Genomic DNA, 20,977 nt, shown 5'->3' on the forward strand with positions numbered 1-20,977 from the left:
GTTATCCCGCGACGGGGCCGGCCCCGCCCGCCGTCTTCCGGCTCGCCGCCCGGTCGGCCTTGGCCGCCAGCCACGCGGCCAGCACGCCGCCGAGCGCACCGAACAGATGGCCCTGCCAGGAGATGCCGGCCTGACCGGGCAGCACTCCCCACAGCATGCCGCCCCAGATCGCCAGCAGCACCGCAGCGACGGCGAGCTGCGCGACGCTCCGGTTGAACACGCCCCGCACCAGCAGGAACGCGAGCCAGCCGAACGCGAGCCCCGACGCGCCGACCGTGACGTACTCGGACGGCCCGGTCAGCCACACGCCGGCGCCGCCGACCAGCCAGATCGTCGCCGTCACCATCACCCATTGGCCGATGCCGCCCGCCATCGCGAGGAACGCGAAGACCAGCACCGGCACCGTGTTGGCCAGCAGGTGTCCCCAGCCGGCGTGCAGCAGCGGCGCCCACGCGATGCCGTCGAGCCCACCGAGCGAGCGCGCGACGATGCCGCCGTCGTCGAGGCTCGCGGGCAGGATGACGTCGATCAGCTCGATCACGTACAGCACGACGATGAAGGCCGCCGCGACGATGCCGGCCGCGACGGGTTTCGGCGGCAGGATCCGCTTGGCGGGCGGGCGCGCCTGCTTGGCGTCGCCGGCACCGGGCGTGGGAACGGGCTGCATGCTCACGGGTCCAGATTACGTCCGCCGCACCCCGCCGGACCTCGGTGATGACCCTGAGATCCCGTGTTGCGGATCCCGGGGCGCGTGTTGCGGATTCCGGGGTGCGTGTTGCGGATCCCGGAGCCCGTGTTGCGCATTCCGGGGTGCGTGTTGCGGATTCCGGGGCGTGTCGTGGGCCGGCGGGTTTCCGGAGGCCGGGCGTACCGGGCCGTCGTGGCGGCGGCTCCGGAGGCAACGGTTCCGATGACAACGGGTCCGTAGGATCGCCGCCGTGCGTTTCCGGCCCATCTCGTTCGACCGGCTCGTGACCGAACTCGCCGAACGGATCGCGGCCTCGGCCGCCGACCGGCGCCTCGCCGTGGCGGTCGACGGTGCGGCGGGTGCCGCCGACCCGGCCGGACTGGCCGACGCGCTCGTCGGCCCGCTGCGCGTGGCCGGGCGAGAGGCACTGCGTGTCTCGGCGTGGGACTTCCTGAGGCCCGCGTCGCTGAGGTTCGAACGCGGCCGCCACGACCCCGACACCCGCTACGACGACTGGCTCGACGTCGGAGCGCTGCGCCGCGAAGTGCTCGATCCGGTACGGCCCGGTGGAACCGGGCAGGTGCTGCCCGCGCTGTGGGACGCCGACGCCGACCGCGCCTACCGACACCCCCGCGCCTCGCTGCCGGGCGACGCGGTCGTGCTGGTCGACGGCGAACTGCTGCTCGGCCGCGGACTGGATTTCGACCTCACGGTCCACCTGTGGCTGTCCCCTCCGGCGCTGGCCCGGAAACTGCCCGCCGACCAGCACTGGGCACTGCCCGCCTACGAGCGGTACGACCGCGAGGTCTCCCCCACCGACACCGCGGACGTCGTCGTACGCATGGACCACCCGCGCAACCCGGCCGTCAAGGACTGAACGGCCGAACCGAGAACGGCTGCGGCCCCACCGGATTCCGGCGGGGCCGCAGCCGTACAGGTCACGACGAGGTGGGCGCTACGCCCAGAGCTGACCGTCGAGACGTTCGGCGGCCTCGTCCAGCGAACCGGCGTAGGCACCCGTCGACAGGTACTTCCAGCCCGCGTCGGCCACGACGAACGCGATGTCGGCCGACTGGCCCCTGGCGATCGCCTTCTCGGCCATGCCCAGCGCCGCGTGCAGCACGGCGCCGGTCGAGATGCCCGCGAAGATGCCCTCCTGTTCGAGCAGCTGACGCGTCCGGCGCAGCGCGTCGTACGCGCCGACCGAGTACCGGCCGCTGAGCACATCCGGGTCGTACAGCTCGGGAACGAACCCGTCGTCGAGGTTGCGCAGGCCGTAGACCAGCTCGCCGTACCGCGGTTCGGCGGCGACGATCTGCACGTCCGGTTTGTGCTCCTGCATGTACCGCCCGACGCCGACGAGGGTGCCGGTGGTGCCGAGCCCGCCGACGAAGTGGGTCACCGTCGGCAGGTCGGCCAGCAGCTCGGGTGCCGTGCCCTCGTAGTGGGCGGCGATGTTGGCCGGGTTGCCGTACTGGTACAGCATCACCCAGTCCGAGTTGAGCTTCGCGAGCTCCTTGGCCTTGCGAACGGCCTCGTTCGACCCGCCCGCGGCCTCGGAGAAGATGATCCGCGCGCCGTAGGCCTGCAGCAGCTGCTTGCGCTCGGCGGACGTGTTCTCCGGCATGACGCAGACCAGACCGTAGCCCTTGAGCTTGGCGGCCATGGCCAGCGAGATGCCGGTGTTGCCCGACGTGGGCTCGAGGATCGTGGCGCCGGGCCGGAGCGAACCGTCCTTCTCGGCCTCCTCGATCATCTTGAGCGCCGGACGGTCCTTGATCGACCCGGTCGGGTTGCGGTCTTCGAGCTTGGCCCACAGTCGAACGTCGTCCGACGGCGACAGACGCGGCAAACCGACGAGCGGCGTGCCACCCAGCGTGTCGATCAAGGACTCGTAGCGGGCCATGATCAGCGCATACCGCCGGCGACGGCGGGCAGGATGGTCACGGTGTCGCCGTCGGTGACCTCGGCCTCGAGGCCGCCCGCGAACCGCACGTCCTCGTCGTTGACGTAGACGTTGACGAACCGGTGCAGCTTCTCGTCCTTGACCAGACGGTCCTTCAGGCCGCCGTGACGCGACTCGATGTCGTCGATCACCTGGGCGACAGTCTTGCCGGACGCCTCGACGGACTTCTCGCCGCCGGTGTGCGTACGCAGGATCGTCGGGATGGACACGGTCACGGCCATGGGTTACCTCCGCAGAATGGCTTGTCGATCAGGACAGACGTGTGAGCACGCGGGAAAATTCCGCGTGTGACCCGGGCTACACCGGGGAGTGATCAGGCGTCGGGGACGTCGTCGCTGCCGGTGTTGGCGAACATGTACGACTCGACGGGCGTGACGTCCGGGTTGAGGCGGATCGCCGGGCTCTCGGCACCCGCCTCCCCGACGACCTGCACCGACTCCTCGGTGACCTCGCCCTCGACGATCCGGTACGACCGGAAGTCCGCGACGTCGTCTTCCCGGGTCGACACGAGCACGTAGTGCGCGAAGGGCTCCGAGGCGAACGCGATGTCGGTCCGCGACGGGTAGGCCTCGGTGGCCGTGTGCGAGTGGTAGATCACGACGGGTGTCTCGTCGTTCGCGGCCATCTCGCGGTACAGCTTCAGCAGGTCGCCCGAGTCGAATTCGTAGAACGTCGGCGAGCGTGCCGCGTTGACCATGGGGATGTAGCGCTCTGGGGTGTCGCTGCCGTCGTCGGGCCCCGCGATGACCCCACAGGCCTCGTCGGGGTGGTCGCGACGGGCGTGGGCGACGATCGCGTCGACATGGTCACGGCGGATCCGAAGCACGAACCCCATCTTACTGGCTGAATGAAGCGCGTTCACAGTGTGAGACGGCCACTGTGGCCCATCCCTCCCACGACCGGCCCGACACCCTCCGACCAGGTGTTTCAGTCGTCGAACGCCTCGGGCCAGAGGTCACGGTAGGCCCGCAGGCCCGCCGCGGAGGTGGCGGCCAGCACACCGTGGACCATGGCCCGCGTGAACACCCGGGCAGCCGCCGAACACAGGCCGTCCAGCGCTGCGGCACGCCGCGCCTCGTGTTCGCCACCGAGCCGGCCCGGCTGTTCCGTCAGCGGACGTGCGCCCGTGGCGAGGGCGAACACCGTGTCACCGTCGTACATCGTGTGCGCGGGCCGCACGGCACGGGCGAGCCCGTCCTGCGCGGCGACGGCGAGCCTGCGCGCCTCGGCCTTCGACAGCTCGGCGTCGGTGGCCACCACGCCGATCGTGGTGTTCAGATCCTTGCGGTCGCCGCCGCCGAGGTCGACGGCACGACGAGGCCAGCGGGTGACGCCGAACTCGCCCGGTCGCCCGTGGTCGGCGGCCAACGGCTCGCCGGTACCCGCCCTGACCGCCTCGCCCGCCGCGTTGACGACCGCCAGCACGCCGACGGTGAACTCGCCGACGCGCTCGCTCGCGGTGCCGATGCCGCCTTTCAGCGACCCGACCTGCGCGCCCGTCCCGGCACCGACCGTGCCCTGCGCGACCGGACCGGCCGTGGCCGCCTCGCACGCCGCGTAGCCGAACGTCGCATCCGGACGGTTGCCCCACTCGCCGCGAGGCAGGTCGAAGACGACGGCGGCGGGCACGATCGGCACCACCTCGAACGGCCGGGTGCCGACGGGGAAACCACGCTGCCGCTCACCGAGCCAGCGGACGACGCCGTCGGCCGCGGCGAGCCCGTAGGCGCTGCCACCGGAGAGGCAGATCGCGTCGACCCGCTGCACCAGGTTCTCCGGCGCCAGCAGGTCGGTCTCGCGGGTACCGGGCGCCCCGCCGCGCTGGTCGACCGCGCCGACGGCCTGCCCGGGGACGAGCACCGCCGTCGCTCCCGTGGCCCAGCCCCGCCCGAGACGCTGGTGATGGCCGACGAGCACGCCGGGGACGTCCGTGATCGCGTTGAACTCACCCGGCATGGCGGCCTCCTGCTCGTGCTACTCGGTGAGGGCCTGCACCAGGCTTTCCTGTACCCAGGTCAGCCAGTGGTAAATGCCCAGGTGCGAGGAACGGGGGTCGTCCTCCGGCAGTTCCTCGGGCATGTCGTCGTCCACGTCCAGGGCCGTGCCCAGCGCGAGTCGGACGTCGTTGAGCGCCGAGACCCACGCGTCGGCCTGCTCGTAGGTGAGCTTGACGTTGCCGCCCTCGGGCGGAAGCGTGTTCAGCAGTTCCGCGGCGACGCCGAGTTTGGCGTCGAGCACCTGCGGCTCGTGCAGCGAACGCAGCGCCGAGGCCGAGTCGACGTCCTCCTGCGACGGCTGGTCGGGGTCGAGCTTGTGGAAATCGGGCAGGAGCCTGCCGAGCACCGGGTCGTCCGGGCCCTCCGAGGGGCCGGTCTTGATGCCGGTCAGCTCCGCCAGTTCGTCCTGCGGCGCTTCCTCGGCACGGGCGCGGAGCATGTCGTCGACCTGGCTCACCAGACCGCGCAGCACCGCCGCTTCCTGCTGCTCGAACCCGCCGAGCACGCGTCCGCCCTTGCGCCGCCAGCTCTTCACGTCTGCTCCATCGTGGCCCACAGGCCCGCCGCGTGCAGTTTCGCGACGTCGCCCTCGACCTTCTCCTTGCTGCCCGACGTGACGATCGCCCGACCCTTGTGGTGGACGTCGAGCATCAGTTTCGTGGCGTGGTCGCGGCTGTACCCGAACAGCTTCTGAAAGACGTACGTCACGTACGACATCAGGTTGACCGGGTCGTTCCACACGATCGTCTGCCACGGCTGGTCCCCGGCGCTGGTGTCCTCGCCGAGTGTCTGTTCGGCCTCGACCGGCGTCGTCATGCCCTCCATGTTGGCACGTCCGCTCTCACGCCCTGCCCGGAACCCCGCAAGTCCCTCGTCGCCCGTGTCCACGCCCCAGGGGCACTGTGGTTGCGCTGAGTGCAACCACAGTGCCCTTGGGGGCACGCGGCGTTTCCGCTCACCCGGTCGTCGGCACCCACGGCTGGGGCGGCCACACGTTCGCGGATAGGTTCTCCCGCATGGAACAGATCGGCCCCAGCACGGCACTGCTGACCGACCACTACGAACTGACCATGCTCGGCAGCGCGCTCGCCGACGGGTCTGCCGACCGCGAGTGCGTGTTCGAGGTGTTCGCCCGCAGGCTCCCCGGCGGCAGGCGTTACGGCGTCGTCGCGGGCACGGGCCGGGTACTCGACGCGATCGCGGACTTCCGGTTCACCGACGCCGAGTTGACGCAGCTCGAACAGACGGCGGTGGTCGACTCGGCAACCCTGTCCTGGCTGGCGGACTACCGGTTCTCGGGCGACATCGACGGCTATCCGGAGGGGGAGCTCTACTTCCCCGGTTCGCCGGTCCTCACCGTGCGCGGCACCTTCGCCGAGGCGGTGCTGCTCGAAACGGTGGTCCTGTCGATCCTCAACCACGACTCGGCGATCGCGTCGGCGGCGGCGCGGATGTCGGCGGCGGCCTCGGGCAGGCCCATCATCGAGATGGGCGGGCGCCGCACCCACGAACTCGCCGCGGTGGCGGCCGCGAGGGCCGCGTACCTGGCCGGGTTCGCGACGACGTCGAACCTCGAGGCGGGCAGGCGCTACGGCATCCCGACGCGCGGCACCACGGCACACGCCTACATCCTGTTGCACGACAGCGAGGAGGCGGCGTTCCGTTCGCAGGTCGCCAAGGCCGGTCCGGACACGACGCTGCTCGTCGACACCTACGACATCACCGCGGGTATCGACACGGCCGTGCGCGTGGCGGGCCCCGAGCTCGGCGCGATCCGCATCGACTCCGGCGACGTGGGCGTGCTGGCGCGCAAGGCCCGCGAACAGCTCGACGACCTCGGCGCCAAGGACACGCGGATCATGGTCTCCGGCGACCTCGACGAGCACGCCATCGCCGCGCTGCGCGCCGAACCCGTCGACGCCTACGGTGTCGGAACGTCCGTTGTGACCGGTTCCGGCGCGCCGACCGCGGGAATGGTGTACAAACTCGTCGACGTGGACGGCCGCCCCGTGGCGAAACGCAGCGAGGACAAAGCCTCCCGCGGCGGGCGCAAGTCGGCGGTGCGCAGGCACAAGGCCACCGGCACGGCGCTCGAGGAGGTGGTGCACCCCGTGGATGCGCCGCCCGAGCTGGGCGAGCACGATCGAACGGTGCCGATCCCGCTGATGCGGGCGGGCAAAACCGTGGGCGGCCTGCCCACACTGGAAGATGCGCGCACTCGACTGCGCCGCGGCATGGTGAGCCTGCCGTGGGAAGGCCTGAAGCTCTCCCAGGGCGAGCCTGCCATTCCGACGACATTCAGCTGAGAAGAGCGGGAGGCGGTCATGAGCACCGCGTTGATCGTCGTGGACGTGCAGAACGACTTCTGCGAGGGAGGTGCGCTCGCCGTCGCAGGCGGCACGGCCGTCGCGGGCGACGTGTCGGAGCTGCTGCGCCGGGGTGAGTACGCCCACGTCGCGGCCACCCGCGACCTCCACATCGACCCGGGCGCGCACTTCAGTGACGAGCCCGACTTCGTGACGTCCTGGCCCCGGCACTGCGAGGCGGGCACGCCCGGTGCGAGCTTCCACCCGGCACTCGACGTCGGGCCGGTGCAGGCCGTGTTCTCGAAGGGCCAGTACAGCGACGGCTACTCGGGATTCGAATCGGCCACCGACACCGGCGAGACGCTCGAACACTGGTTGCGCTCACGCGGGGTCACGTCACTCGACGTCGTGGGCATCGCGACGGACCACTGTGTCCGCGCCACGGCTCTGGACGCGGCACGCGCCGGGTTCACGGTGCGCGTGCTGGCCGACCTCACGGCAGGTGTCGCGGTGGAGACGACCGAACGGGCGCTGACCGACTTCGTCGATGCCGACGTCGAGATCGTCGGCACTCCCCGGGTCGGCGCGTGAGCGCAGGCCTGGTGACGTTCGGCGAGGCGCTGGCGTCCTTCCGCACCTCGACGGGCAAGCTCCGGCACGCGACGACGGTCGACGTCGGGATCGCGGGCACCGAGGCGACCGTGGCCGTCGGCGTGTCCCGGCTCGGTGCCCGCGCGGCGTGGACCGGCCGGATCGGCGCCGACGAACCGGGCGCCCTCGTGCTGACCCGGCTGCGGGAGGAGGGCGTCGACACGTCCGCCGCGGTGACCGACGCGCACGCGCCCACCGGCCTGGTGCTGAGGGACGTGCGGTCCCGCGACACCAACCGCTCGGCGTTCTACCGCACCGGCAGCGCGGGCACGCGGATCGCACCGGAGGACCTGCGCGAGGACCTGATCGCCGGGGCGGGCGTGCTGCACCTGTCGGGCAGCACCGCCGCGCTGTCGGAGACGGCCGACGACGCCACGTTCACGGCCGCCGAGATCGCGGGCGAGGCGGGCGTGCCGGTGTCCGTGGCGCTCGACCACCGGCCCGCGTTGTGGCGGCCCGAGGACGCCCGCGACACGCTGCTGGACCTCGTCTCGCACGCCGACATCGTGTTCGCCCGCACCGACGAGGCCCGCCTGCTCGGGTTCGACGGCGACGCCGACTCACTGGTGGCCGAGCTGGCCGCACTCGGCCCCGACGACGTGATCGTCACGCAGGGCCCGCGGGGCGCGGTGGCCGAGATCGCGGGTGCCCGCTACGACGTGCCGTCCTATCCGGTGCACGAGATCGACCCGGACGCCGCCGACGAGGCTTTCGTAGCGGGGTATCTCGCGGACCTGCTGGCGGGCGAACCCGCCGACCGGCGGGTGCGCACGGCCGCGGCGTGCCGGGCGGCGGCGATGACCGTGCCCGGCGGCGCCGACAGCCTCCCGGAGCGCGGCGACCTCGTGGACCTGCCGCGGCAGCACCGGCTCGCGCGTCAGTCGCCGTAGGGGGCGCAGCTCGACGAGCCGACGCGGATGTCGCCGGTGACCGGGCCACCCTCCGGGAACAGCTCGATGTGCACGGCGGACATGGCCATGCTGCCGTCCGGCGGTTCGGGCGAGGTGAACTCGTTGAGCACGACACGCGCCATCGGCGGGTCGTTCTCGGTCGCGCCGGGGATCAGCACCTCGTGGTTCGGCGGGATCTCCTCCGGCACGGCGAAGCCGGTCACGCCGGACAGCGACATCGACGACGCGCTGCCGTTGTCGGTGGTGTGGCAGGACGCCGAGTACGAGCGCACGCGGATCTTCGGGCCGCCGTACTGTTCCAGCACGGACGTCGAGAACCGGTCCCCCGTCACCTCCGCGCGTGCCCGTCCGTCGGAACGCTCGCAGGACGTCCCGGCCCGGCCGTAGGAGGCGAGCTCACCGTCGTGCCCGACCGTGATGCCCGGCGTGCTTCCCTCGGCCTCACCGTCGACGTCGCACGCCGCGATCGGGCCGACCCGCACGTCCGTGCCGGCTTGCACCACGTCGACCATGCCCGCGTCGCCGGTCGCCGTCGGCGCCCAGTCGTCGTGCGCGTGCACCGCCTGCGTCTGGGCCGCGTGCCCCGAGGCCGGGCCCTCGGTGTCGGCGGTCCCGTCGGCGCCGGCGTGGGCCGAGCCCGTCAGCGCCGCGGTCAGCGCCAGTGAGGCGAGCCCCACCGCCGACAGTCGACCGGCTCGGCGTGCGGTACGCGTGCGTGTCATGTGACGTCCTCCCGAATCGTGACTGGCGCATCCCCGACATCGGCAGCCACCGGCGAGAGCCTGACCCGGCCGACCGCACACCACCCGGCCGTGTGACCGCGCGGTGCGAGCCGCCCACGTCGCGTCCGGCGACCGGTCACGATCGGCGGCGAGTCCCATCGGTGTGGGTTCCCCTCGGTGTCGGTCCCCCTCGGTAAGGTGGCGCTCCGTGCCCGCCGAGATCAGCACCCTGCAGAAGCCCCGCAAGCTCCCCGGCGTCCGCGAGCTGCTCACCGACGCCGTCGAGGCGGTCGGCGGCACCGAGCGCGACGGCCAGGTGCACATGGCCGAGGCCGTCGCACGGGCGATCCGCACCGGTGAGCACCTCGCCGTGCAGGCGGGCACCGGTACGGGAAAGTCGCTGGCCTACCTCGTGCCCGCGATCCGCCACGCCGTCGAAGGGCACACCACGGTCGTCGTGTCGACCGCGACGATCGCGCTGCAGAACCAGCTCGTCGACCGTGATCTCCCGCGGCTGGCGAAGGCGCTGAAGAAGCCGTTGGGCCGCGAGCCGACGTTCGCGATCCTCAAGGGCAGGCGTAACTACCTCTGCATGCACCGCGTGCATTCCGGCGCCCCCGAGGAACCCGAGGACAGCGGGTTGTTCGACGCGTTCACCGTGTCGCGCATCGGCCGTGAGGTGAAACGGCTGCACGAGTGGTCCTCGGAGACGGAGACCGGCGACCGCACGGAACTCGTGCCGGGTGTGTCGGAACAGGCGTGGCGGCAGGTCTCGGTCAGCGCACGCGAATGTCTCGGCGCCGCGCGCTGCCCCGTCGGCGACGACTGCTTCGCGGAGAAGGCGCGCGCCGACGCGGGCCGGGTCGACGTCATCGTCACCAACCACGCGCTGCTGGCGATCGACGCACTCCAGGAACAGCGGGTGCTGCCGGAACACGACCTCGTCGTCATCGACGAGGCGCACGAACTGGTCGACCGGGTCACGTCGGCGGCCACGGCGGAGCTGACCGCCTCGGCCGTCTCGGCGGCCACCCGACGCTGCGGACGCATCATCGACGCCGACACCTCGGACCGGCTCCTCGAAGCGGGCGAAGGCCTCGCACTCGTGCTCGACGACCTGCCCGCGGGGCGGCTGGACACGCTGCCGCAGGCCCTCGGTGGGGCGGTCACCGTCGTCCGCGACGCGGCGCACGCCTGTCTGACGGCGCTGGGCGGCGAACGCAAGGAGGACGTCGAGGAGGCCACCGCACGCAAACTGGCGCGCTCGGCCGTCGAGGAGATCCACGACACCGCGGTACGGCTGCTCGACGCGTTCGATGCCGACCAGGCGAACCGGCCCGACGTCGTGTGGATCTCCAACGACACCTACTCGTCGTCGCCGCGGCCGCCGTCGCTGCACGTCGCACCGCTGGCCGTGGGCGGACTGCTGCGGGAGCGTGTGTTCGCCCGCTCGACCACCGTCCTCACGTCGGCGACCCTCGCTCTCGGCGGCCGGTTCGACACCCTCGCCCGCCAGTGGGGACTGCCGCCGGAACCGACGCCCGCGCCCGCCGACGACGGCACCGCCACCGACAAGCCCGCGCCCGCCGACGACGCCGACGACGGCCTGCGGTGGAGCGGACTCGACGTCGGCTCCCCGTTCGACTACGGCCGCAACGGCATCCTCTACGTCGCCAAACACCTCCCGCCTCCCGGCCGCGACGGCCTCGGCGACGCCACGCTCGACGAGATCGCCGCGCTCATCGACGCCGCGGGCGGGCGCACCCTGGGCCTGTTCTCGTCGATGCGTGCCGCGAAACGGGCCGCCGAGGAGCTCCGCGAACGGCTTCCCTACGACATCCTGTGTCAGGGCGACGACTCGACGTCGACACTCGTGTCGCAGTTCGCCGACGAGCCGCGCACGTGCCTGTTCGGGACGCTGTCGCTGTGGCAGGGCGTGGACGTGCCGGGGCCGTCGCTGCAGCTGGTGATCGTGGACCGGCTGCCGTTCCCGCGGCCCGACGACCCGGTGGCCTCGGCCCGGCAGCGGGCGATCGAGGCACGCGGCGGCAACGGCTTCCTGACGGTCGCGGCCACGCACGCCGCGCTGTTGCTGGCGCAGGGTGCGGGCAGGCTGCACCGCTCGTCCAGCGACCGCGGAGTCGTCGCCGTCCTCGACTCACGGCTCGCGACGGCGCGGTACGGCGGCTTTCTGCGCGCGTCGATTCCGCCGTTCTGGCCAACGCAGGATCCCGCCGTTGCGCGCGATGCGCTCACGCGGCTCGACGCCGCCGCCCCGGGAAGGGCGAGCACGTCCACCGCGTTACGGTGAACGCCACCCCCGAACCCAAGGGAGAGTTCGTGTCCCCCGATTCCTCCACCGCTCATTCCCGCGCCGTCAGTGTCGACGACACCGGTGTCCGGCGGCAGCTCGCCGACGGCTCCGAGGAGCGGGTCGACTGGGACGACCTCGCCGCCGTGGTCGTCCGTGTGATCCCCGAGGGGTTGTCGGACGAGGACGTCTTCCTGATGCTCGCGGCGGCCGACGGCACGGGCACCGCCGTGCCGAGCGGCGACCCGGCGGCGGACGCGCTCATCGAGCGGCTGCAGACCCTGCCGGGGTTCGACCACGAGACGTTCGTCGAGGCGATGACCACCGACGCCGACCAGGCCTACGTCGTGTGGAAGGCGGGCGAGGGCTCGGCCTGACGTTCACAGGCGGCTGGTCAGGCCGCTGTCGGTTCGGAGTCCGCGTGCCTGCGCGAGCACGGTGATCGTGCCGGGCGCGATCTCGGTGAATCCGGCGTCGCGGACGGCGATGACCCCGTGGTCCCGCCACGTCGCGGCCGGATCGCCCGGTGCCAGCTCGGCCCACTGGGCGGGCGTGGCGTCGCGTACGGCGCAGCGGAACCCGTCGGCGCGCCAGCGTGCCAGTGCGGCGTCGCCGAGCACGGCGGCCAGCAGCATCGTGGCGTGCCCGACCTGCGCGGCGGATTTGCCCGCCGTCATCGGCACGTCCGGGTTCAGCAGCAACAACGGCCGGTCGTCCGGGGAGGGCCCCGGGGCGTCGGCCGCCAGGTCGGTGCCGGACACCTGCAGGCGCGACACCTCTTTGGGCACCTCGGAGACGCGTCCGGGAAGCAGGGCTCGTACCTGTGCCCCGTCGATGTCCACCGTGACGCCGGGCAGTTCCTGCACCGCATCCCAGTGCGCGCCCCGGGCCCGCCGGGCGACCTTGCGGATGTGGCCTGCGAGCCAGTCCCGCATCGGCTCGTACCAGGGTCCACCGGGTTCGCACCGCTCGTCGAGGCACACGGCCAGCGCCGCCGTCGCCGCGGCCTCCAGCAACGGCGTGCGCGCCGGCGGCGAGGCCTTCTCCATCCGCAGGATCACGGGCATGGCCCGCACCTCGTCGGGTTCGGCCTCGACGACGGCCGTGTCGGCCGCGGGCAGGTCGAGCCAGGAGGCGTAGCGCGCGGCGAGCGGAGCGAGCAGCCCGGTCACGGCCGGACGAGCGCGAGGCCGTCGGCCGCGTCGGCGGCCTCGACCTCGGTACGCGTCACGCCGAGCATGAACAGGATCGCGTCGAGGTACGGGTACGACAGCGCCGCGTCGGCGACCTCGCGCAGTGCGGGCTTGGCGTTGAAAGCGATCCCCATGCCCGCCGCCGACAGCATGTCGATGTCGTTGGCACCGTCACCGACGGCGACGCACTGCTGCACCGGGATGCCGAACTCGTCGGCGAACCGGTTCAGTGCCCGCGCCTTGCCGGGCCGGTCGACGATCTCGCCGACGACGCGGCCGGTGAGCTTGCCGTCGACGACCTCCAGCTCGTTCGCCGCGGCGAAGTCGAGACCCAGGTCGTCCACGAGCCGGTCGATGATCCGCATGAAGCCGCCGGAGACGACACCGCACTGGTAGCCGAGCCGCTTGAGCGTGCGGATCGTCGTGCGGGCGCCGGGGGTGAGCTCGATCGCGTCGGCCACCTCGTCCATCGCCGTCTCCGGCAGCCCTTCGAGCAGGGCGACGCGGCGTTCCAGCGACTCGGTGAAGTTGATCTCGCCGCGCATGGCGGCCTCGGTGATCTCCCGCACCTGCGGTTCGACGCCGACGTGCGCGGCGAGCATCTCGATGACCTCACCCTGGATGAGGGTCGAGTCGACGTCGAACACGACCAGCCGCTTCGCCCGCCGCGACAGGCCGGACCGCTGGATGGACACGTCGAGCCCGCCGCGGTTGGCGAAGTCGGCGAGGATGGACCGCAGCTCGGCGTCGGCCTCGGGCGTGTCCTTCTCGACCGACAGCTCCACCTCGAGACCGGTCACCGGATAGTCGGCGATGCTCCGGATGGCGTCGATGTTGGCATCGGCCGACGCGAGCTTGCCCGCGACCGCGTAGATCGACTGCGCCGTGAGCGGGCGGCCGAGCAGCGTCAGGACGTGGGTCGAGCCCTGCCTGCCCTGCGCGAACGGCTCGGTGCCGATCTCGTCGCCGATCTTCACGTCGACCGACATCGCCACCGTCGCCATGGCCTGTTCGACGGCCTCCTGCAGGGCTTCCGGGTCGCTGTCGACGGCGACCAGCACCCCCAGTACCAATCGTCCGCGGATGACCACCTGCTCGACGTCGTGCACGTCGACGCCGTGCGCGGTGAGCGCGGCGAACAGGACGGACGAGACGCCCGGCTTGTCCGGTCCGGTCGCGGTGATCAGGACTGGGGTGCTGTTGATACTCACTGTTCGCTCGCGTTGTCCTTGTCGTGGTCGCCCGGCATGACCGCCTTGGTGGCCACCTGCGAGGGCGCCTCCTTGGCATGCGGGTTGTCGATCTGCCTTCCGGTGAACGAGATGTGGCCCTCGGAGTGGAGCCGCTCGATCATGTGCGGGTAGTGCAGCTCGAACGCGGGCCGTTCGGACCGGATCCGCGGCAGCTCGGTGAAGTTGTGCCGCGGCGGCGGGCAGGACGTCGCCCACTCCAGCGAGTTGCCGTAACCCCACGGGTCGTCGACGTCGACGAGCTCACCGAACCGGTAGCTCTTGAAGACGTTCCAGATGAACGGCAGCGTCGAGGCACCGAGCACGTAGGCACCGATCGTAGAGATCGAGTTGAGCGTCGTGAAGCCGTCGGAGGCGAGGTAGTCGGCGTAGCGCCGCGGCATGCCCTCCGCGCCCAGCCAGTGCTGGACGAGGAACGTGCCGTGGAAGCCGAGGAACGTGAGCCAGAAGTGCAGCTTGGCCAGCTTCTCGTCCATCATCCGGCCGGTCATCTTCGGGAACCAGAAGTAGATGCCGGCGAATGTGGCGAACACGATGGTGCCGTAGAGCACATAGTGGAAGTGCGCGACGACGAAGTAGCTGTCCGACACGTGGAAGTCGATGGCGGGCGCGGCCAGCAGAACACCGGTCAGGCCGCCGAAGAGGAACGTGACGAGGAAGCCGACGGAGAACAGCATCGGCGACTCGAACGTGATGCGGCCCTTCCACATCGTGCCGATCCAGTTGAAGAACTTCACACCGGTCGGCACCGCGATCAGGAACGTCATGAAGGCGAAGAACGGCAGCAGCACCGAGCCCGTCGCGTACATGTGGTGCGCCCACACGGCCACCGACAGGGCGGCGATCGCCAGCGTCGCCAGCACGAGGCCCTTGTAGCCGAAGATCGGCTTACGGCTGAACACCGGGAAGATCTCGGAGACGATGCCGAAGAACGGCAACGCGACGATGTACACCTCGGGGTGGCCGAAGAACCAGAACAGGTGCTGCCACAGGATCACACCACCGTTGGCGGGGTCGAACACGTGGGCCCCGATCGCGCGGTCGGCCAGCAGGCCCATCAGCGCGGCGGTCAGGATCGGGAAGGCGATCAGCACGAGGATGCTGGTGACCAGGATGTTCCAGGTGAAGATCGGCATCCGCCACATCGTCATGCCGGGAGCACGCAGGCAGACGACCGTGGTGATCATGTTGACGGCACCGAGGATCGTGCCCAGACCACTGACGACCAGGCCGGAGATCCACAGGTCGGCACCGACGCCCGGCGAGTGGATCGCGTCGGACAGCGGCGTGTAGGCGAACCAGCCGAAGTCGGCGGCACCGCCCGGGGTCATGAAGCCCGCGAGCGCGATCAGACCACCGAACGAGAACAGCCAGTACGAGAAGGCGTTCAGGCGCGGGAACGCGACGTCGGGCGAACCGATCTGCAGCGGCAGGATGAAGTTCGCGAAGCCGAACACGATCGGCGTCGCGTAGAACAGCAGCATCACCGTGCCGTGCATGGTGAACAGCTGGTTGTACTGCTCCTGGGACAGGAACTGCTGACCCGGCTGAGCGAGCTCGGTACGGATCAGCATCGCCATCGCTCCGCCGATCATGAAGAAGGCGAAGCAGGTGACGATGTACATGATGCCGATCTGCTTGTGATCCGTCGTCCGGAACATACTCAGCAGGTACGAACCCTTTGCCGACTTCTGCGCCGGGTACGGGCGCTTCGCGATCGGCTGGGGGGCTACGGCCGTCACTCCTGCCTCCTGCACTTCGAACCCCGATCCTTGCTGCGCCACGGGCGGGGACCCACGTTGGCTACGACAGATCGTAGCCGTCGCGAGTTTCGATGGTTCCCGCGGCTGCGAACATCACGTCATGAGCGCCCGATCGGTGCCTTCTCGCCTCGCAGCCGTCGTCGGCACGGCCCGCCGGTCCGGGCGGCCTCCACGACGCCGGAAGCACTCGCCGCGGGATCGAACCCGCTGGTGAGAAGGGGACGTGGCCGCGTGGACACCCCGGCGTGACGGCGTTGCCGCGGCCCGAGCCGCGTACCGCGCTCGCGGGCGGCGGGCGACTCGCCGGCTTCCTCGCGGTGGCCGGCACGCCCGTCGTGGCGCCGCCGTCGGACCCGCCCGGCGGTCCGCACGGATGCCGGTGAGACCACGGTCACGTTCCGGCGTTACCTCCGTCACGGTCGGTCGGCGGTACCGGCCCCGGCCGAGGTGGCCTACACCCCTGGGCCGGGACCCCGCTACGGGCGAGGCGCCGGGTCACGGGGCGTTCATCACCGGGCTCTCGTTGTCGGCGGGCTCTCGTTGTCGGGCTCTAGTTCCCGGCGGGCTCTCGTTCCCGGCGGGCGTGCCCCGGCGGTGGCCCGTCCGGGCCCACCTCAGGCTTCGGGGTACCAGTCGGTGATCGCCGCGGCCACGGCGTCGGGGGCTTCGAGTGGCGTGAGGTGTCCCGCGTCCGGGATCGTCTCGAGCCGCCCGGAGGGCAGCACCTCGGCCATCGACCGGGCCGCGTCCGGCGGGGTCAGCCCGTCTCGCTCCCCCACGATCACCAGGGCGGGCACGTCGGCACCGCGGAGGGTCTCCGTGGAGTCGGGCCGCGCGGCCATGGCGCGCTGCGCCCACGCCACGCCCGCGGGTTGCTGCGATGCGATGAGCTCGCGCACGAGGGCCTCGACCTCGGGCTGCCGTTCGCGGGTGGGTTCGGACAGCAGGTTGGGAAGCATGGCGTCGGCGAGCCAGTCCGAGACGCCTTCCGACTCGGCCCGATCGGCCACCGACAGCCGGTTCGCACGCGCCTCGTCGGTGTCGGCTTCCGCCTTCGTGTCGATGAGCACCAGCCCGCCGACACGCTCGGGAGCCGCCCGCAGCACGGCCATCGTCAGGTATCCGCCCATCGAACAGCCGCCGAGTACCACTCGGTCGAGTTCGAGCCGGTCGAGCAGCGCCACGACGTCGCGGGCCGCGTCGTCGAGACTCGGTTCCCGGTCGACCCCTCCGCCGGATGCGGTGCCGGGGGATGCGGTGCCGGGGGCCGTCGCGGTCGAGGATGCGGAGTCCGGGGATGCCGTGCCCGGGTTGGCGGTGTCCTGGGATGCGGAGTCCGGGGATGCGGTGTCCTGGGTCGAATTACCCGAGGACCGAGTGTCCGAGGATGCGCTGTCCGAGGATGCATTCTCCGAGGACGCGGAGTCCGGGAACGGGCTGCGGCCCATGCCTCGCTGATCGGGTGTGATCACGCGGGTACGGGCCGACAGCGGTCCGCGGACGGCGTTCCACATGCGCGCGTCGAGCGGGTAGGCGTGCAGGAGAACGAGCGGGAGATCGGCCATGCCGGCGATTGTTCCCGGTCACCCACCGCCTCGGCGAGGTGGCGACCGCCGGACCCGGGCCCCTCCCCGCCGTGCCGAACCAGGGGCGCGACCCGCGATGCCACCGCCACGGCGGTCGACTGCGACCGCCGTCCACGACGGCCGGCGGCGCCGCGACTCGGCGGCGAGGGATGGGGCCACGACTCAACGGCGGCGGGTCGGACCGCGACGACCGCGCGCCTGCCAGCAACCGTTGTGCCAGTGCCTGCGGTCGGCCACCGAACCCAGTTCGTCGGCGGGCCACGCCACGACGTGCGGCACACCCGGGCGGATCTCGTGATCACATCCGGGGCAGCGGTACATCTTCGTCGCCTGCACCCCCGGAACGGTGCGCACGAGCCAGTCGCCGTCCTCGGCGGACTCGGAGCGCGCCCACCCGGTCACGGCGGGACGCGGGCGCTCGTCCCGCGATCGGCGATGGCGTCGAGGCATGCATCCACGGTAGCGAACCCCGCGCAGCACCCCGGTCGGCCTGCTCCGCCCCACCGCGTGTCCTGCGCTCCAGCCCGCGCGTCGGCGACCCGTCCGGCGCTGGACCTACTGGCACAACTGCCGGTGCCGGATCCACGACCACGCCTTGCGGCGCCGGACCTGTCGGCAAGCCGTCCGGCGCATGACCTATCGGCAAGCCTTCCGGCGCATGACGATGTGGGGAATGCCGTCCTCGTCGAACTCCTCGCCCTCGGGTTCGTAGCCGAACCGTGCGTAGAAGCCCTGCGCGTACGTCTGCGCGTTGAGCACCGACTCGGCCTCCCCGAGGTGCTCGACGGCCGCCTCCATCAGGCGGGCTCCGAGGCCCGTGCCCCGCGCGGACGCCGCCGTCACCACCCGGCTGACGCGGGCGACGCCGTCCGGTTGGGCCAGCACCCGCAGGCAACCGGCCGCCCCCGCCTCGCCGGACCCGCCGGGCGCCCACAGATGCCACGTCGTCGGCAGCAGGTCCAGTCCGTCGATCTCGCCGTAGGGGCAGTTCTGCTCCACGACGAACACGTCCACGCGCAGCCGGAGCAGGTCGTACAGGTCGGCGGCCGTGAGATCCGGGCCGCGGCGAGCCACCAGGTCGGTCACCCGGCCAGTGTGACACGGCCGTGCCAGAACACGGTCGTCACACCCGGGCCGGACGGTCCCGCCGGCGAACCGGACCTCACCCGAGACCGGTCAGGAGTCGACGTCCTGGCCGCCGAGCTGCGGTTCGAACGTCGACACGCGGGTGTAGACCCCCGGCTTGCCCGCCTGGGCGCAGCCGTCGCCCCACGACACGACGCCGATGAGCGTGTCACCGACCATGAGCGGACCACCCGAGTCGCCCTGGCAGGCGTCGACGCCGCCCTCCGGGTAGCCGGCGCAGACCATCGACTCGCTGTCGTACTCGTGGTAGGCCCGGGAACAGGTGTCGTCCGCGACGACGGGCACCTGCGCGGAACGGAGCGTGTTCGACCGCTCGCCCGACTCGGACACCCGGCCCCAGCCGAGCACGGTCGCCTCGGTGCCCGCGCGGTACTTCGCCGAGTCGGAGGCGTCGGCGACCTCCGCGGTGCGGTACGGCACGGCGCGGTCGAGCGAGAGCACCGCGATGTCACCACCCGAGATCGGGTCCTGGTAGCTCGGCGCGATCCACACGTCACGGACACCGGCCTCGATGCCGCGGTCGGTTCGCGTGTCCTGCCTGCCCGCGACGACACCCAGGTCTTCGGCGGGCAGCGCGTCGGCGCAGTGTGCCGCGGTGACGACCTTCCGCGACGACGTGAGCGTGCCGCCGCAGAACTGCCTGCCGTCGTCGTCGACGAGATAGACGGCGTAGGAGTGGTCGGCCACCGAGGTCTCGTCGCCGCCGACGACGTACGGTTCCGCGGCGCCGGCCGTCGCCGGTGCCAGGGACGCACCCGTCAACGCCGTCAGCGCGAACGCGGCGAGGACGGACGAGGCGCGGCGAGCCGGGCGACCGGAACGGACACCACTCGAACGAACACCGCCGGAACGCGACGATGCGGGCATCACGGGCATGGCGATCCCCTCGTAGATCTGCTGGTCGGGTCGCGCCCAGGCTACGGCCCACGTGCCCGAATCCGGGGTCGCTGGATCGGGTGGACTACCGTGCTGGCGTGCGTGGTGGCCTCTTGATCGCAGGAACGACATCGGACGCTGGCAAGTCCACAGTGGCCGCCGGCGTGTGCCGGTGGCTCGCGCGCCGCGGCGTGCGGGTCGCGCCGTTCAAGGCGCAGAACATGTCGAACAACTCGATGGTCTGCTCCGACGGGGCGGAGATCGGGCGGGCGCAGTGGCTCCAGGCGGTCGCCGCGGGCGCCGAGCCCGAATCCGCGATGAACCCCGTGCTCCTGAAACCCGGCGGCGACAGGCGCAGTCACGTCGTGCTGCGTGGCACCCCGTGGGGCGACCTCCACGCGGGTGACTGGGCCCACGGCCGCCGCGAGCTGGCGGACGCGGCCTTCGGCGCACTGGCCGAGCTGCGGGACCGGTTCGACGTCGTGATCTGTGAGGGCGCGGGCAGTCCCGCGGAGACCAACCTGCGCGACGGCGACTACGTGAACATGGGCCTCGCCCGCGCGGCGGACCTGCCCGTGCTGGTGGTCGGCGACGTCGACCGCGGCGGGCTCCTCGCGGCGTTGGCCGGCACGGTCGGCATCGTGGACGAGGCCGACCAGGCACACCTCGCGGCGTTTCTGGTGAACAAGTTCCGCGGGGACGCCGCGTTGCTCGAACCGGGACTGCGCTCGGTGGCCGACCTGACCGGCCGCCCCGTGTTGGGTGTACTCCCCTGGCTGCCCGACGTGTGGCTCGACTCCGAGGACGCGCTCGCGATCGCGGGCTGGGACGGGCACCGCCCGGGAGCCGGTGCGACCCTGCGCGTGGCGGCGGTGCGCTTCCCGCGCGTGTCCAACGCCACCGACCTCGACCCGCTGGCGGCCGAACCCGGCGTCGACGTGACCGTGACGGCCGATCCGGACGTCGTCGCCGCCGCCGACGTCGCCGTCCTCCCCGGCACACGGTCCACTGTGGACGACCTGGCGTGGCTGCGCAGGCGCGGCATCGACGCCGCCGTACGCCACCGTGCCGAGCAGGGCAGGCCGGTGCTCGGCATCTGCGGCGGTTACCAGATGCTCGGCAGGGCCATCACCGACGGTGTCGAATCCGCAGCCGACGAGGCAACCGGGCTCGGACTACTGCCGATGTCGGTGGCGTTCAGCGGCGACAAGACGCTCGCCACGCCGACCGCGCGGTGGCGCGGCCACGACGTGCACGGCTACGAGATCCACCACGGTGTCGCCGAGCACGACCGCGGGCACACCGCCGAACCGTTCCTCGACGGTCTCCGCGACGGCGCCGTGTGGGGCACGATGTGGCACGGCGTGTTCGAGAACGACGGGTTCCGCAGGACCTGGCTCGCCGAAGCCGCTCGGCAGTCCGGTGTGGACTGGGCAGCCGCGGACGCGCCCGGTTTCGCCGCACGACGCGAGGCGATGCTCGACGGGTTGGCCGACGCCATCGACGAGCACGTCGACACGGCCGCGCTCGAGAAGCTGATCACCGACGGCGTCCCCGCCGACCTGCCGACCTTGAAACTCACCCGGCACTGACGACCGTGTTGCGCCCTCG

General features: G+C 71.8%; 22 protein-coding genes. 7 read left to right on the top strand and 15 right to left on the bottom strand.

Annotation, left to right across the window (positions count from 1 at the left end; all coding sequences use genetic code 11):
• Nucleotide 1 precedes the first annotated feature (1 nt).
• Entirely contained in the window at nt 2-667 is a 666-nt protein-coding gene (locus LY13_RS05725; RefSeq protein WP_253827268.1) for a rhomboid family intramembrane serine protease, read from the bottom strand.
• Nucleotides 668-938: 271 nt separating this feature from the next.
• Between LY13_RS05725 and LY13_RS05730 the strand changes: the two genes are divergently transcribed.
• Complete coding sequence (locus tag LY13_RS05730; protein WP_253827178.1) at nt 939-1,565, top strand: nucleoside/nucleotide kinase family protein; 627 nt, start codon at nt 939-941, stop codon at nt 1,563-1,565.
• A 78-nt stretch (nt 1,566-1,643) separates the two neighbouring features.
• Here the strand turns inward: LY13_RS05730 and LY13_RS05735 are convergent, their stop codons facing one another.
• From LY13_RS05735 to clpS, 6 genes are all read right to left on the bottom strand, one after another.
• The gene (locus LY13_RS05735) at nt 1,644-2,594 is read right to left on the bottom strand and encodes a PLP-dependent cysteine synthase family protein (protein WP_253827179.1); all 951 of its coding nucleotides are present in this window, start codon (nt 2,592-2,594) and stop codon (nt 1,644-1,646) included.
• A 2-nt stretch (nt 2,595-2,596) separates the two neighbouring features.
• Complete coding sequence (locus tag LY13_RS05740; protein WP_253827181.1) at nt 2,597-2,875, bottom strand: MoaD/ThiS family protein; 279 nt, start codon at nt 2,873-2,875, stop codon at nt 2,597-2,599.
• 92 nt (nt 2,876-2,967) lie between these two features.
• The gene (locus LY13_RS05745; RefSeq protein WP_253827183.1) at nt 2,968-3,489 is read right to left on the bottom strand and encodes a M67 family metallopeptidase; all 522 of its coding nucleotides are present in this window, start codon (nt 3,487-3,489) and stop codon (nt 2,968-2,970) included.
• Between the two features lie 92 nt (nt 3,490-3,581).
• A complete protein-coding gene (locus LY13_RS05750) occupies nt 3,582-4,610 on the bottom strand; it encodes a P1 family peptidase (protein ID WP_253827185.1) in 1,029 nt (342 codons plus the stop codon).
• A gap of 18 nt (nt 4,611-4,628) precedes the next feature.
• A complete protein-coding gene (locus LY13_RS05755) occupies nt 4,629-5,186 on the bottom strand; it encodes a DUF2017 domain-containing protein (protein ID WP_253827187.1) in 558 nt (185 codons plus the stop codon).
• Entirely contained in the window at nt 5,183-5,467 is a 285-nt protein-coding gene (clpS, locus tag LY13_RS05760) for an ATP-dependent Clp protease adapter ClpS (RefSeq protein WP_183655273.1), read from the bottom strand. The genes LY13_RS05755 and clpS overlap by 4 nt, the downstream gene beginning before the upstream one ends.
• A gap of 200 nt (nt 5,468-5,667) precedes the next feature.
• On the opposite strand from clpS, the gene LY13_RS05765 reads away from it, so the two are divergent.
• From LY13_RS05765 to LY13_RS05775, 3 genes are read left to right on the top strand one after another with little or no spacing between them, the layout of a single operon-like run.
• On the top strand, nt 5,668-6,957 hold the full coding sequence (locus LY13_RS05765; RefSeq protein ID WP_253827189.1) for a nicotinate phosphoribosyltransferase: 1,290 nt from the start codon (nt 5,668-5,670) through the stop codon (nt 6,955-6,957).
• An 18-nt stretch (nt 6,958-6,975) separates the two neighbouring features.
• Nucleotides 6,976-7,548, top strand: a complete 573-nt coding sequence (locus LY13_RS05770; RefSeq protein ID WP_253827190.1) for a nicotinamidase — start codon at nt 6,976-6,978, stop codon at nt 7,546-7,548.
• Nucleotides 7,545-8,498 carry a sugar kinase gene (locus LY13_RS05775; protein WP_253827192.1) on the top strand — a complete coding sequence of 318 codons (954 nt, stop codon included), beginning with the start codon at nt 7,545-7,547 and terminating at the stop codon, nt 8,496-8,498. Before LY13_RS05770 ends, LY13_RS05775 begins: the two co-directional genes overlap by 4 nt.
• On the opposite strand, the gene LY13_RS05780 is transcribed toward LY13_RS05775, so the two are convergent.
• Nucleotides 8,486-9,241, bottom strand: coding sequence for a hypothetical protein (locus LY13_RS05780; RefSeq protein WP_253827194.1), 756 nt, complete (start codon nt 9,239-9,241; stop codon nt 8,486-8,488). The genes LY13_RS05775 and LY13_RS05780 overlap by 13 nt on opposite strands.
• Before the next feature lie 208 nt (nt 9,242-9,449).
• On the opposite strand from LY13_RS05780, the gene LY13_RS05785 reads away from it, so the two are divergent.
• Both LY13_RS05785 and LY13_RS05790 read left to right on the top strand, forming a co-directional pair.
• Nucleotides 9,450-11,552 carry an ATP-dependent DNA helicase gene (locus LY13_RS05785; RefSeq protein ID WP_253827196.1) on the top strand — a complete coding sequence of 701 codons (2,103 nt, stop codon included), beginning with the start codon at nt 9,450-9,452 and terminating at the stop codon, nt 11,550-11,552.
• Between the two features lie 29 nt (nt 11,553-11,581).
• Nucleotides 11,582-11,929, top strand: a complete 348-nt coding sequence (locus LY13_RS05790) for a hypothetical protein (RefSeq protein ID WP_183655288.1) — start codon at nt 11,582-11,584, stop codon at nt 11,927-11,929.
• Between the two features lie 3 nt (nt 11,930-11,932).
• Here the strand turns inward: LY13_RS05790 and LY13_RS05795 are convergent, their stop codons facing one another.
• The 7 genes from LY13_RS05795 to LY13_RS05825 all read right to left on the bottom strand — a co-directional run bounded on the left by LY13_RS05795 (nt 11,933) and on the right by LY13_RS05825 (nt 19,357).
• On the bottom strand, nt 11,933-12,724 hold the full coding sequence (locus tag LY13_RS05795) for an aminoacyl-tRNA hydrolase (RefSeq protein ID WP_253827198.1): 792 nt from the start codon (nt 12,722-12,724) through the stop codon (nt 11,933-11,935).
• The gene (gene serB, locus LY13_RS05800; protein WP_253827269.1) at nt 12,721-13,950 is read right to left on the bottom strand and encodes a phosphoserine phosphatase SerB; all 1,230 of its coding nucleotides are present in this window, start codon (nt 13,948-13,950) and stop codon (nt 12,721-12,723) included. The genes LY13_RS05795 and serB overlap by 4 nt, the downstream gene beginning before the upstream one ends.
• A 2-nt stretch (nt 13,951-13,952) precedes the next feature.
• Nucleotides 13,953-15,737 (bottom strand): aa3-type cytochrome oxidase subunit I, encoded by a 1,785-nt coding sequence (ctaD, locus tag LY13_RS05805; protein ID WP_253827199.1) that lies wholly within the window; start codon nt 15,735-15,737, stop codon nt 13,953-13,955.
• Between the two features lie 635 nt (nt 15,738-16,372).
• Entirely contained in the window at nt 16,373-17,323 is a 951-nt protein-coding gene (locus tag LY13_RS05810; protein WP_253827200.1) for an alpha/beta fold hydrolase, read from the bottom strand.
• A gap of 183 nt (nt 17,324-17,506) precedes the next feature.
• The gene (locus tag LY13_RS05815) at nt 17,507-17,794 is read right to left on the bottom strand and encodes an Rv1322 family protein (RefSeq protein WP_253827201.1); all 288 of its coding nucleotides are present in this window, start codon (nt 17,792-17,794) and stop codon (nt 17,507-17,509) included.
• 186 nt (nt 17,795-17,980) lie between these two features.
• Nucleotides 17,981-18,430, bottom strand: a complete 450-nt coding sequence (locus LY13_RS05820; RefSeq protein ID WP_253827203.1) for a GNAT family N-acetyltransferase — start codon at nt 18,428-18,430, stop codon at nt 17,981-17,983.
• A gap of 90 nt (nt 18,431-18,520) precedes the next feature.
• Nucleotides 18,521-19,357, bottom strand: coding sequence for a S1 family peptidase (locus tag LY13_RS05825; RefSeq protein WP_253827205.1), 837 nt, complete (start codon nt 19,355-19,357; stop codon nt 18,521-18,523).
• Between the two features lie 107 nt (nt 19,358-19,464).
• On the opposite strand from LY13_RS05825, the gene LY13_RS05830 reads away from it, so the two are divergent.
• Nucleotides 19,465-20,958, top strand: coding sequence for a cobyric acid synthase (locus LY13_RS05830; protein ID WP_253827207.1), 1,494 nt, complete (start codon nt 19,465-19,467; stop codon nt 20,956-20,958).
• Nucleotides 20,959-20,977 lie beyond the last annotated feature (19 nt).

Origin of the sequence: Prauserella aidingensis (assembly GCF_024171865.1) — a bacterium.
In the GTDB taxonomy this organism is placed as follows: domain Bacteria; phylum Actinomycetota; class Actinomycetes; order Mycobacteriales; family Pseudonocardiaceae; genus Prauserella; species Prauserella aidingensis.

What these genes read in the sequence shown, in the direction of transcription:
- LY13_RS05725 (WP_253827268.1), bottom strand. Translation starts at nt 667, where the DNA reads ATGCAGCCCGTTCCCACGCCCGGTGCCGGCGACGCCAAGCAGGCGCGC.
- LY13_RS05735 (WP_253827179.1), bottom strand. Translation starts at nt 2,594, where the DNA reads ATGGCCCGCTACGAGTCCTTGATCGACACGCTGGGTGGCACGCCGCTC.
- LY13_RS05740 (WP_253827181.1), bottom strand. Translation starts at nt 2,875, where the DNA reads ATGGCCGTGACCGTGTCCATCCCGACGATCCTGCGTACGCACACCGGC.
- LY13_RS05745 (WP_253827183.1), bottom strand. Translation starts at nt 3,489, where the DNA reads ATGGGGTTCGTGCTTCGGATCCGCCGTGACCATGTCGACGCGATCGTC.
- LY13_RS05750 (WP_253827185.1), bottom strand. Translation starts at nt 4,610, where the DNA reads ATGCCGGGTGAGTTCAACGCGATCACGGACGTCCCCGGCGTGCTCGTC.
- clpS (WP_183655273.1), bottom strand. Translation starts at nt 5,467, where the DNA reads ATGACGACGCCGGTCGAGGCCGAACAGACACTCGGCGAGGACACCAGC.
- LY13_RS05765 (WP_253827189.1), top strand. Translation starts at nt 5,668, where the DNA reads ATGGAACAGATCGGCCCCAGCACGGCACTGCTGACCGACCACTACGAA.
- LY13_RS05770 (WP_253827190.1), top strand. Translation starts at nt 6,976, where the DNA reads ATGAGCACCGCGTTGATCGTCGTGGACGTGCAGAACGACTTCTGCGAG.
- LY13_RS05780 (WP_253827194.1), bottom strand. Translation starts at nt 9,241, where the DNA reads ATGACACGCACGCGTACCGCACGCCGAGCCGGTCGACTGTCGGCGGTG.
- LY13_RS05810 (WP_253827200.1), bottom strand. Translation starts at nt 17,323, where the DNA reads ATGGCCGATCTCCCGCTCGTTCTCCTGCACGCCTACCCGCTCGACGCG.
- LY13_RS05815 (WP_253827201.1), bottom strand. Translation starts at nt 17,794, where the DNA reads ATGCCTCGACGCCATCGCCGATCGCGGGACGAGCGCCCGCGTCCCGCC.
- LY13_RS05825 (WP_253827205.1), bottom strand. Translation starts at nt 19,357, where the DNA reads ATGCCCGCATCGTCGCGTTCCGGCGGTGTTCGTTCGAGTGGTGTCCGT.